General features: G+C 60.9%; 11 protein-coding genes. 5 read left to right on the top strand and 6 right to left on the bottom strand.

What is annotated here, in order from left to right:
* Positions 1–56: 56 nt before the first annotated feature.
* On the top strand, positions 57–1,694 hold the full coding sequence (locus tag AC0QDI_RS21655) for an acetate--CoA ligase (protein ID WP_474671763.1): 1,638 nt from the start codon (positions 57–59) through the stop codon (positions 1,692–1,694).
* Positions 1,695–1,793: 99 nt separating this feature from the next.
* On the opposite strand, the gene AC0QDI_RS21650 is transcribed toward AC0QDI_RS21655, so the two are convergent.
* The 3 genes from AC0QDI_RS21650 to AC0QDI_RS21640 are packed head-to-tail and all read right to left on the bottom strand — an operon-like array spanning position 1,794 to position 3,782.
* Positions 1,794–2,216: an acyl-CoA thioesterase gene (locus AC0QDI_RS21650; protein ID WP_474671761.1), complete on the bottom strand. Its 423-nt coding sequence runs from the start codon at positions 2,214–2,216 to the stop codon at positions 1,794–1,796.
* Positions 2,217–2,226: 10 nt separating this feature from the next.
* Positions 2,227–2,613 (bottom strand): Zn-ribbon domain-containing OB-fold protein, encoded by a 387-nt coding sequence (locus AC0QDI_RS21645; RefSeq protein ID WP_474671759.1) that lies wholly within the window; start codon positions 2,611–2,613, stop codon positions 2,227–2,229.
* Positions 2,610–3,782, bottom strand: coding sequence for a thiolase C-terminal domain-containing protein (locus tag AC0QDI_RS21640; protein WP_098728175.1), 1,173 nt, complete (start codon positions 3,780–3,782; stop codon positions 2,610–2,612). Before AC0QDI_RS21640 ends, AC0QDI_RS21645 begins: the two co-directional genes overlap by 4 nt.
* 131 nt (positions 3,783–3,913) lie before the next feature.
* Here AC0QDI_RS21640 and AC0QDI_RS21635 point away from each other — a divergent pair, with 131 nt between their 5' ends.
* Positions 3,914–4,777, top strand: a complete 864-nt coding sequence (locus tag AC0QDI_RS21635) for a 3-hydroxyacyl-CoA dehydrogenase family protein (protein ID WP_474671756.1) — start codon at positions 3,914–3,916, stop codon at positions 4,775–4,777.
* 1 nt (position 4,778) lies between these two features.
* Here AC0QDI_RS21635 and AC0QDI_RS21630 read toward each other — a convergent pair whose 3' ends face one another.
* Positions 4,779–5,903, bottom strand: a complete 1,125-nt coding sequence (locus AC0QDI_RS21630; RefSeq protein WP_474671754.1) for an acyl-CoA dehydrogenase family protein — start codon at positions 5,901–5,903, stop codon at positions 4,779–4,781.
* Positions 5,904–6,049: 146 nt separating this feature from the next.
* Here AC0QDI_RS21630 and AC0QDI_RS21625 point away from each other — a divergent pair, with 146 nt between their 5' ends.
* The 3 genes from AC0QDI_RS21625 to AC0QDI_RS21615 all read left to right on the top strand — a co-directional run bounded on the left by AC0QDI_RS21625 (position 6,050) and on the right by AC0QDI_RS21615 (position 9,583).
* Positions 6,050–7,606, top strand: a complete 1,557-nt coding sequence (locus AC0QDI_RS21625; RefSeq protein WP_474671753.1) for an acyl CoA:acetate/3-ketoacid CoA transferase — start codon at positions 6,050–6,052, stop codon at positions 7,604–7,606.
* A gap of 88 nt (positions 7,607–7,694) precedes the next feature.
* Positions 7,695–8,483 (top strand): enoyl-CoA hydratase/isomerase family protein, encoded by a 789-nt coding sequence (locus AC0QDI_RS21620; protein WP_474671751.1) that lies wholly within the window; start codon positions 7,695–7,697, stop codon positions 8,481–8,483.
* A 116-nt stretch (positions 8,484–8,599) separates the two neighbouring features.
* Positions 8,600–9,583 carry an LLM class flavin-dependent oxidoreductase gene (locus AC0QDI_RS21615; protein ID WP_474671749.1) on the top strand — a complete coding sequence of 328 codons (984 nt, stop codon included), beginning with the start codon at positions 8,600–8,602 and terminating at the stop codon, positions 9,581–9,583.
* A 27-nt stretch (positions 9,584–9,610) separates the two neighbouring features.
* Here the strand turns inward: AC0QDI_RS21615 and AC0QDI_RS21610 are convergent, their stop codons facing one another.
* Positions 9,611–10,363: an IclR family transcriptional regulator gene (locus AC0QDI_RS21610; RefSeq protein ID WP_474671747.1), complete on the bottom strand. Its 753-nt coding sequence runs from the start codon at positions 10,361–10,363 to the stop codon at positions 9,611–9,613.
* Between the two features lie 547 nt (positions 10,364–10,910).
* On the bottom strand, positions 10,911–11,546 hold the full coding sequence (locus AC0QDI_RS21605) for an IS6 family transposase (RefSeq protein ID WP_474671745.1): 636 nt from the start codon (positions 11,544–11,546) through the stop codon (positions 10,911–10,913).
* Positions 11,547–11,702: the final 156 nt, after the last annotated feature.

The following is an 11,702-nucleotide window of genomic DNA, read 5'->3' as shown; positions in this document are numbered from 1 at the left end:
TACGGAATGCCACGAACAACAAAAGATTCAAGCCGGCGAGCTATGATTAGCCGAGTATGGGTGTAAATTACGACGCAGAAGTGGAGAGCTTCGAGTGGACCATCCCGGACTCGTACACGATCACGTCGGTCGTCGCCGACCACGCCGAGGAGTTCGGCGATCGAGTCGCCGTTCGGTTTCTGAACGAGGACGGCGATCGCGAGGAACGGACGTACGCCGACATCCGGGACGACACGAATCGGTTCGCGAACGGGCTCGAGGCGAGCGGTGTCGGCGAAGGCGACCGGATCATGCACCTCTTCCCCCGCCATCCCGACGCCTTTGCCGTGCAGCTCGGTGCGCTGGCGACCGGTTCGCTGTTAGTCCCCTGCTCGTCGATGCTTCGCTCGAAAGATATCGAATTCCGGGCGAACGACTGTAATGCAACGAGCATCGTCGTCCACGAGTCGCTGACTGACATGGTCGAGCCGATCCTCGACGAGACGCCCCTCGAGCGCGTAATCGTTCTCGATGGCACCGAGGCGGATCTACACGGCGAGAATTGGACGAGCACCACGGACGTTATGGCTGATGAATCGGCCGACTACGACGGCCCGGAGCTGACGGCTGACGATCCGATGACGATCAACTATACCAGCGGGACGACCGGTCAGCCGAAGCCGGTCTTACACAAACACCGCTGGCAGTACTGCTTCAATCGCATTAACGCGCCGTACTGGTGGGGTGTCGACGAGGAGACCGACCTCGAGGACGAACTGCTGTGGGCGACGACCGGGACTGGCTGGGCGAAGTGGTTCTGGAGCCCGGTCGGTGTCGGCCTGACGACCGGTGCGACCCAGCTCATCTACGACGGGGCGTTCGAGCCCGAAACGTTCCTCGAGATTCTCGAGGAAGAGGGCGTTACCAAGCTCTGTTCCGTCCCAACCCAGTACCGGATGTTCGCGAACGCTGACCTCGAGGCGTATGACGTCCAGCTGAACGACACGCTCTCGGCGGGCGAACCGCTCAACCGCGAACCGATCGAGCGTATCCGGGACGCATGGGGCGTCACTCCGCGCGACGGCTACGGCCAGACCGAAACCGTCGCACTCGTGACGAACTACCCCGGTATCGATATCAAATCCGGGAGTATGGGCAAGCCGACGCCCGGCGTCGGCGCGACGATAATCGACGTCGACGACGAAGAAGTGGTCAAAACCGGTGAAATCGGTGAGATTGCCGTCCCGGTCGATTCGCCGGCGATCTTCGACGGCTACTACGAGAAGCCGGAACTCGACGAGCAGAAGCTTTCCGGAGACTACTATCGTACCGGTGACCTCGCTTCTGCCGACGAGGACGGATACTTCTTCTTCGAGGGGCGAGCCGACGATATCATCATCTCCTCTGGCTACCGTATCGGTCCGTTCGAGGTCGAGGACGCGCTTGTTAGCCACGATGCCGTCGCCGAAGCCGCCGTGGTCGACAGCCCACACGAAGAACGCGGCAACGTCGTCAAGGCCTACGTGATCCTCTCCGAGGACTACGAGAGCAGCGACGAGCTGAAAGACGAGATCCAGGCGTTCATGAAAGAGGAGACGGCTCCCTACAAGTATCCCCGCCGGATCGAGTTCACGGACGAACTCCCGAAGACCTCGAGCGGGAAGATCCGCCGCGTCGAACTCCGGGAACAAGAACAGGAAAAACACAACCTGTAATCGGATCGCGAGGGCTCACTCGAGTGAGCCACTGATTCTCTGCTGCAGTATTCGATACCCGTTCCAGGGATAGAGTGTTCGTCAATTTTCGAGGCCGGCTCACTCAGTCGCGTCGCCGCGGTTACAGACGCAGTCGTGAAACGACTCGGGCAACGACGCCGGCTCGAAATCGGAATCGACGAAGACGAACGACACCTCGCCGTCGGCGGCCTCTTCGCCGCTCGAGCGGTGCGTGACCGAAAACGCCACCGTGAGCGAGGTGTCGCCGATCCGGACGACGGTCGTCTCGATGGTCGCGCCGTCGCCGGCTCGAAGCGGCGAGTGAAACGATGCCGACGCCTCGACTGCGGGAAGGAGATACCCGTCCGATCGGTAGGCCTCCATCGGATGGCCGCCGTCGACGGCCGGAGTGAAGTAGTCGTTCTGCCCGACGACCACGAAGTGGAAGAATCGCGGATAGTAGATCAGCCCGCCAGCGTCGGTATCTCCCCATTCGACGGTGATGTCGGTAGTGTGGGCCATTCGATTCGTATTACTGCGCTGGACGGAACGTGATCGTCCGATCGGCCGTTGTCTCGCTCGGTTCGACGGTTGCAGTGACCCGCTGTTCGATCGCGACGTCGTCACGGTTGACTCCGCGGACGATCCCCGTGAGCCGTACCTGTCCGAAGTCGACGATAGCAGTGACGTAGGGGGCATCGTCGTCGAACTGTGGCGTCGGAACGGAGACCGTCGTGTGGGTAACGATTTCACCCGTCTGTGGCAGTTCTCGGCGTGCTAACTCACGGTCGCCGCAGTGCGGACAGGCCTGCCGCGGCGGAAGCAGGCCGTGCTCATTCGAGCAAGCGTAGAAGTATCCCTCCCCGTCCGCGAGCGCCTCGAGGAACTCGTCGTACCCATCGTTGGTGGCATCAGTCATTCTCCCATCACCTCCAAGACGTGAACGGTCGCACTGGCAACCGTGCCGCCGGCGTTCTGGGCGACGCCGATCGTCGCGTCGTCGGCGACAGCCTCGGCGCGCGGATGGGTTCCGTCGAGCAGCGTGGCCACAGCAGCTACCTGTGCGGCCCCGGTCGCACCGACGGGGTGCCCCTTCGCTTTCAGCCCGCCGGAGAGATTTACCGGCAGTCCCCCGTCACGGCGCGTCTCGCCGCGGCGAGCCGCTCCGATCGCCTCGCCGTACCTATACATCCCAAGCGCCTCGAGGGCGAAGACCTCCGCGATCGTAAAGCAGTCGTGAACTTCGGCGATGGCGACATCATTCGGATCGATACTGGCCTCGTCGTAAGCCGCCTCGGCGGCCTCCCGAGTAGCGGGTGTCCGCGAGAGTGTCGGCCGATCGTGAAGCGCCATCGTATCTCCGCCGTGCCCAGCGCCGGTGATCGAGACGCTGGCTTCGAGGTCGTGCTCCGCAGCGTACGCCGGGGACGTCAACACGAGTGCGGCTGCACCGTCGCTGATCGGACAGGCGTCGTACAGGCCGAACGGGGCCGCAATCTCGGGCGCTTCGAGCGCCTCCGCGACCGTAATATCCTGCTGGAGGTGGGCGTGATCGTTGACGAGCGCGTTCTCGTGGTTTTTAACCGCGATATGGGCGAGGTCCTCGTGCGTACCGCCGTACTCGTCGAAGTACGCTCGCGCCATCAGCGCGTACGCTCCCGGGAAGGTGACGCCGGACCGGACCTCGTAGAGGTCGTCGGCCGCCCTGGCCAGCCCGTCGGTCGCACCGGCTGTTCCCATGTTCGTCATCCGCTCCATTCCGCCGGCGACGACGACATCGGCGTCGCCGCTTCCGATCGCCCGAACGGCGTCGTGGACCGCGAGCCCGCTCGAGGCACACGCGCTTTCGATGCGGCGTGACGGAACGGTCGTTCCGAGGGCCTCCGCCATGAGCGGGCCCTGGTGTCCCTGTCGTTCCGAGAGGGTGCCGACGAAGTTGCCGTAGAAGAGTTCGTCGACGTCCGCAGCCGGAACGCCGGCGTCTTCGAGGGCCTCGAGCCCGGCGCTCGCGAACATGTCCCTGCCCGTCCGATCGGGATGCGATCCAAACGAAGTCATGCCTGTTCCAGCGAGGCGTACCTGCGACATTAGCTACCACGCGTACGTACTGGCTCGTCCAGTATAGCTGTGTCGAACGGTGACCAGCAACAGGCGATCGGCGTCGCCGACATCGACGCGAGTCGGGACATTTACTACGACCGTCCGACCACCAACTAGTGATGGTTTTGCACGTAGAGACGATCGACCGTGTCGGCGTCGTCGGCGCGGGCACGATGGGAAGTGGCATCGCACAGGTCGCCGCAACTGCGAACTACGATGTCGTGATGCGCGACATCGAACGGGAGTACGTCGAAAGCGGCTTCGAGACGATCGAGGAGAGCCTCGGTCGGCTCGTCTCCAGAGACCGCTTGACCGAGGACGAAGCCGACGACACCCGTGACCGAATCACCGGCACGACCGCCCTCGAGGATCTCGAGGACTGTGATATCGTCATCGAAGCGGCCCTCGAGGATCTCGCGGTCAAACGCGACATCTTCGCTGACCTCGATTCGATCTGTCGCGACGACGCCGTCCTCGCGACGAACACGAGCACGCTTTCGATCACCTCGATCGCATCCGACCTCGAACACCCCGAGCACGTGGTCGGGTTGCACTTCATGAACCCGGTTCCGATCATGGAGGGCGTCGAGATCGTCGTCGGCGAGAAGACGGCTGACGATGTCACCGAACTGGCTCATACCTTCGCCGAAGACCTCGAGAAGACGACGTGGGAATCCGACGACAAGCCGGGGTTCGTCACAAATCGCATCCTGATGCCCTGGATCAACGAGGGGATCCGGGCCTACGACGAAGAGGTCGCCACGAAGGAGGACATCGATACGGGGATGGAACTCGGGACGAACGTCCCGATGGGGCCGCTGACGCTGGCCGACCACATCGGGCTCGACGTCTGCCTTCACGCCTCCAAGACGCTCCACGAGGAGCTGGGCGATCGGTACAAACCCGCCTACCTCCTCAAGCGAAAAGTCGAGGCCGGTGACCTCGGGAAGAAGACGGGCAACGGATTCTACGAGTACGAGTAAGTCACTCCGTCAGGTTCCGTGAGATAACCTCTTTCTGTATTTCCGAGGTGCCTTCGTAGATCGTGGTGATCTTGGCGTCCCGGTAGTAGCGTTCGACATCAAAATCCTTGGTGTACCCGTAGCCGCCGTGAACCTGGACCGCTTCGTTCGCGACGTCGACGGCCGTTTCGCTCGCAAAGTACTTCGCCATGCTCGCCGCTTGCGCGTCGAGACCGTCGTCGTTCTTCCGGGCGGCGTCGCGCGTCAGCAGGCGTGCAGCCTGAACATCCGTCTGCATGTCCGCGAGCTTGTGTGCAATCGCCTGGTGGTTGATGATCGGCTCGCCGAACTGCTCGCGTTCGTTGGCGTAACTCACGGCAGCGTCGAGGGCTGCCTGGGCGACTCCGACAGCCTGACTGGCGATTGCGATCCGACCGCCGGTCAGGATCGAGAACGCGGCTTTCAGCCCTTCGCCGACCTCGGTCAGGCGGTTCTCTTCGGGAATTCGCGCGTCATCGAAGAGCAGCGTCGTTGTGTCGCTCGCGCGCAGCCCAAGTTTGTCCTCTTTCTTGCCGACTTCCAGTCCTGGCGTGTCTTTGGGAACCAAGAACTGCGTCACGCTGTCCGGGTCGTCGCGATCGGTTTTCGCGAACAGAACGACAACGCCCGCTCGCTTTCCGTTCGTGATCCACTGTTTCTTCCCGTTGATCACGTACTCGCCGTCCTCGAGACGAGCCTCGGTGCTCATCTCCGCCGGGTTCGACCCGGCGTCCGGCTCCGAGAGCGCGAACGCTCCGACCGGCCGGCCGTCGACCATCTCCGGCAGCCACTGCTCTCTGTGCTCGTCTGAGCCGAACTGGCGGATACACGACGTCGCCAGACAGTGAACCGACAGCGCCGTTGCCACCGCCAGATGTCCGCGCGCTACTTCCTCGTTGACGATGCTGTAGGTCACTTCGTCGGCGTCGAACCCGCCGTACTCTTCCGGGACCGTCAGCCCGGTTAGATCGAGCTCCGCGAGCCCGTCCCAGACGTCTTCCGGAAACGTCTGCGCCTCGTCGTACTCGTCGACCGCATCGACGACTTCCTCCTCGACGAATTCTCGGACTGTCTCCTGTATCAGCTGCTGCTCGTTTGTCGGCTCCATACGCGGTGATTCGTGAGCGGGATAGTAAAGCGTACGATTCCATCGTTTGTTCCGACAGGCGATCCGAATTCGGCCGCTCGGTCGACGCGGTGAACGGCCACTCGAAGATAGGTAACTAAAAATAGCGCGTCTCTCGAGGCATACGTATGACAGTCCGCCAGTCCAGAGAGGCTGCTATCGAGTGCATCGACGACCGCGATACGATCGGAATCGGCGGCTTCGTCGCCGTCGGCATTCCCGAGTACGTCCTCGAGGCGCTGGGTGAGCGATACGCTGAAACCGGTACACCCCGCGATCTCACTCTCTATCATCCCGCTGCGGAGGGTGACCAACAGGGCCGTGGGATCTCGCATCTCGTTCAGGACGGCATGCTCGAGCGCACTATGGCGAGCCACTGGGGCTTTACGCCCGATCTGATGGAGAAAATCGTCTCAAACGAGATCGAGGCATACAACCTACCGTTCGGCGTGATGGATCACATGCTTCGCGATACTGCCGCGGGGAAGCCCGGTACGATCACCCACGTCGGCCTGGGAACGTTTGTGGATCCGCGCCAAGACGGCGCGAAGGCGAACAATGTCACCGAAGATGACATCGTCGAACTCGTGACCTTTGACGGCGAGGAGTACCTCTACTATCGCTCGGTCCCAATCGACGTCGCTATTATCCGGGGGACGACGGCCGACGAAGACGGCAACATAACCACGGAGCGAGAGGCGCTCGATTCGAACACGTTGGCGATGGCTCAGGCTGCACACAACTCCGGTGGCACGGTGATCGCACAGGTCGAGCGAATCACAGAGTCGGGAACGCTCACCGCACGCGACGTCACAGTCCCCGGCGTCCTGGTCGACACCGTGGTTGAGGCACCGCCGAGCCACCACCAGCAGACGTACGCGGAGGACTACAATCCCGCCTACAGCGGCGAAATAAAACGGCCGACCGACGACGGGAGTGACGGTATTCCGCTCGACGTCCGGACGATTATCGCTCGTCGCGCTGCGATGGAACTCGAGCCAAATTCGGTCATCAACCTTGGCGTGGGCGTCCCGGAACTCGTGCCAGTCGTCGCGGCCGAAGGCGGAATCGACGACGAGATCACGCAGACCGTCGAGTCGGGGCCGGTCGGCGGCGCCGCCTCCGGCGGGATCAGCTTCGGGACTGCGAGCAACCATCACGCGCTCGTGTCCTCGCCACAACAGTTCGACTTCTACGACGGCGGCGGTCTCGACATGGGCTTTCTGGGAATGGCACAGGCGGACGCCGCGGGCAACATTAACGTCAGCTGGTTCGGGTCACAGCTCCCCGGTTGTGGCGGTTTCATCAACATCACCCAGAACGCCGAGAAAGTAGTATTCTGTGGCACGCTGACGACCAATGGACTCGAGATTGAGACCGGAAGCGGAGCGCTCTCGATCGAACGCGAGGGGACGAATCCCAAGTTCATCGACTCGGTCGAACAGATCACCTTCAGCGGCGAGTACGCTGCCGATATCGAGCAGCCGATCGTCTACGTAACCGAGCGTGCCGTCTTCGAACTCACCGAGGCCGGACTCGAGCTCACGGAGGTCGCACCGGGTATCGACGTGGAAACCGACGTCATCAACGAGATGGGCTTCGAGCCGCTCGTGGCTGGCGACCTCGACGAGATGGATTCGCGACTGTTCGTTGACGAACGGTTTGATCTGACCGACGTGCTCTAGTTGGGACTTGAGGCTGAACGGGGATTCGTCGGCACCCGGAGTGACGAAGCACGAACCGTTAAGCGGGACCGCTCCAAACTCGTCTCCGATGGTTGCGTACGATAACCTCACGGTCGATCACGACGACGGCGTTGCAACGGTCACACTCGATAGCGCGGCCGGTCGAAACGCACTCACCCTCGAGATGGCGAATGAACTAGTGTCGGTGGCGACGACCCTCGGTGAAAATTCGGAAACTCGCTGTATCGTGCTCACGCACGCGGACGATTTCTTCGGGTCTGGTGCTGATCTCAGTGCCCTCTCCGGGGACGGCTCCGATGCGGCCCACATCCGGGAGTTGGCCGGACGGGCCCACGAAGCGATCGTCCAGTTCCACCGGGCGGAAACGCCGGTCGTAGGCGGCGTCAACGGTATTGCAGCCGGAATCGGGTTTAGCCTCGCGCTGTTTCCGGACCTGCTCGTCCTCGGCGAGGACGCGACGCTCAAATTTGCGTATCCGGGGATCGGGCTGACCGGTGACGGCGGTGCAACGTTCTTTCTACCGCGACTGATCGGCCTCCGGACCGCCAAGGAGATTGTCCTCCGGGACGAGCCAATCGACCCCGACGAAGCCCGCGAGTTGGGACTGGCCAACGAGGTCGTCCCTGTCGACGACTTCGACGACCGGCTGGCTACAGTCGCTGCCGAGCTGGCAGCCGGGCCAACTCGCGCGTTCGGGGCGACGACCCGACTGCTGACCGATAGCTACGATCGCTCGCTCGAGCGACAGCTCGCGGCGGAGACGGACGTCATCGCAGGTGCAACGCGAACGGAAGACTACGAGCGCGGGCTCGACGCGTTCTTCGGCGACGACGATCCCGACTTCGTCGGCCGGTAGCGTTGCCCAGCCCCCGGTAAGCACCGATCGATGCCACCGGTCGGATCGCGACCGGACCCGCCAGCCGTGGACAGTAACCACGGTAATTTATCACAGTATACGTCCAATCGAGCGGCATGCATCTCGGAGTAGTCATTCCGCGGACCGGAACGCACGATCCAACCGACCTCGCGATCAGCGCGGAAAAACGGGGATACGACTCCGTCTGGATGGGGGAGCTATGGGGCTCGAGCTCGGTCGTGAAACTCAGCGAAATCGCCGCAAAGACCGATAAAGTCGAGCTCGGAACCGCCATCGTCAACGTCTTTTCGAGAACGCCCGCCGTCCTCGCGGTGACCGCCGCGACCCTCGATCGAGTTTCCAACGGTCGTGCGTCCCTCGGGGTCGGGACGAGTACACCGACCGCCGTCGAGAACGTCCACGGAATGTCGTTCGACCGACCGGTCCGTCGGTCCCACGAAACTATCGAAGTGATTCAACGCATCCTGGGCGACGACGAATTGGTCACTTACGAAGGGGAACAAGTTAGCGTCTCAAGCGTTCCGCCACTGGACAGGGACGTTCCGGTCTACCACGCGGCGCTCGGGCCGGCGAACCGGCGTGTCGTCGGCCGGCTCTGTGACGGCTGGATGCCGCACAACATCCCATTTTCTGGGTTGAACGACGCGTTCGAGGTCGTTGCAACGAGTGCTCGAGAACGCGACCGCGACCCCGACAAAATCACGATCGCTCCGTACGTGCCGGCGGCCGTGAGCGAAGATCGCGACGAGGCCTACGACGCCGTACGTGGTCACGTCGCGTATTACGCGGGTAGTGCCGACGGATATCGGAACGCGATCGCCACCGAGTTCCCGGAGCAGGTCGATCGCGTTGCCGAGGCTTGGCGGGCGGGCGACCGGGAAGACGCGGCAACCCTGGTCACGGACGAAATGGTCCACGACCTCGGTGTGGCCGGGACGCCGTCGGAAGCTCGCGATCGGCTTCGCGAAATCGTGAGCGAAACGGTCATCGATCGGCCGCTCGTGACGATTCCGGAGCAGGCCGCCGACGGAATAGCCGAAGAGACTATCGAGGCGTTGGCAGCCGTTTCCGACGCCTGATGCACGCCTCAACACGTTGAACGTCGGTCACACGTAGTCGAGGTTGACCTGCGTCACATTCGCCGACCGTTTGACGATATCCGCGATTTCCTCGCGTCGTTCCTCGTCGATTCGGCTCTGCGGGCCACAGACGCAGATTGCGCCGCGGATGTGATCGCTCTTGTCGAGCACCGGAGCGGAGATACAGACCATTCCCGCGATGCGTTCGCCCTCGTCGATGGCGTGCCCCTGGTCCCTGATCCGCTTGAGTTGTTCGAAGAGAATGTCGGGGTCCGTGATGGTTCGGTTCGTCATCTCGATGAGTCCTTGCCGGTCGATGATCTCCTGCACGCGGTCGTCCGGCATGTGTGCAAGGATCGCTTTCCCGGGAGCTGCTGCGTGAAGTGGCATTCGTGCACCGGGATACGCGAACAGATTGACGGCGTCGGGCCCTTCTTGCACCGCGACGATTACGCACTGATCGTTTTCTTCGATCATCAACGTGACATGCTCGCCGGTCTCCGCCGCTATATCCTGGAGTTTGTCGCTGACGACTTTGAATATTTCCAGTCGGTGGCGCTGTTGGTTGCCCACCTCGAGAAACCGGGTTGTAGTCGAGTACTCTTTCTCTTCGACTGTGATGTATCCCGTCGCAACAAGCGCTTGGAGATAGTTATGAACGGTACTGACGGGCATATCGAGCCGTCCGGCGAGATCCGAAACACCCCCGGATCCGTTCTCCGCAAGTTCGTCGACGATCTTGAACGCCCGTTCGACCGACCGGTTTGATGTGTTCGTCATAATGGAAACCATTCCGTGGTAGTATAGGAGTCTTTCGGCTCTACCGAACGAAAATTCGAGTGTTAGGAGAATACCGCAAACGACCGAACGCGACCACCAATTCGAACAACTGGATCAGAACACGGTCAAATCCCCCACGCCACCGAATAGAAAGTATACAACAGATTCGATGAGAGCGTAGTATTTGCTTATTTCTGAACGATGGCAGCCTCGGTTTTCGAATCAGTCGAAATATATTTGCCGCTATTTCAGCGATTTCGAGCAAGAACCATGAGTTAGCGGAAGTCTGTTCGATGATGACGACGCATTCAGCGGTACTGAAAGAGACTCCCACAAAAACGCGGTCGTTGCTCTCACAGCAGGCTTCCCGATCCCGATTTTGCATCCGACCCTTTTTTCGAGAAAACTGGGACGATCCTTCGCTGTTGCTCGAATTTGCGATTCTCCGCCATACTATACGGACATAGGAATGTAAAGAGACCAGCGACTGGACGGTAGTTTCGGGCTGTCCTCTTCCAGGGGTATGGCCCTCTCAGTTCGGTCGTGTTTAGTTTGTAGCATTGTGCCAGACGGCGAGGGCTTGGAGCCACGACTCTGCTGTTGATGGTTTTGCGTGACTGAAGCAGTTTGAGAACGAAGAAGTACATCGTTTTATCTCATGAAAGACACGTTCAACAGCGTTCTGATTTCCATGTTTTTCGTATCGAAATCGGAGCCCAGCTCGACGGAGTGCAGTTTGGAGATGTTTTGCGCCATCGACGAGAAACACGGCATCGTCGAGATCGTGTTTCTCAGTGAGTTCCTGCAGGAACCGTTCTGTCAAAGCGGTCGTAGTTGTTGAATACAGCCGTATATGGAGATTTTCGTTCGTTTCTGGATCGACAGTAGTGTACAGCCAATACCGATGTTCGTCGAGTTGAATCACTGTCTCGTCGAGCGCGACGTGATTTGGGTTCTCGTCATCCGCTGGCTGTAGATTGAACGTGTGGACCCAATCGTGGACTGCCTTGTGACTCCGTTCGACACCAAACTTCTCTAATTCTCGAACGGTATTCGAAAGCGAGAGACCAGCAAGATGGAGTCGAATACCGAGCTCCATCAGCTGCCGCGGTGTCCGCTCTCGCTCCACAAAACCCAAATCGATCCAGTCGCCACACCCACTGAGGCGGTCAATATTTGGCATAGAGCACCACAAAATCGTACCGCCTCACTTTTCACGCTTAACGAAACAGCGCCGCTCAGTCGGTCTCGTGGTGTTTCACCCATCCGTTCTAGTTTAGCAGATCGGGGGATCCAGAGACACCAAGCTAGAATAGTCAGTAACTAGAAACGTGAGGGT

The organism is Natrinema sp. LJW11 (genome assembly GCF_056135975.1).
This window is presented reverse-complemented; position numbering and strand designations above follow the sequence as displayed.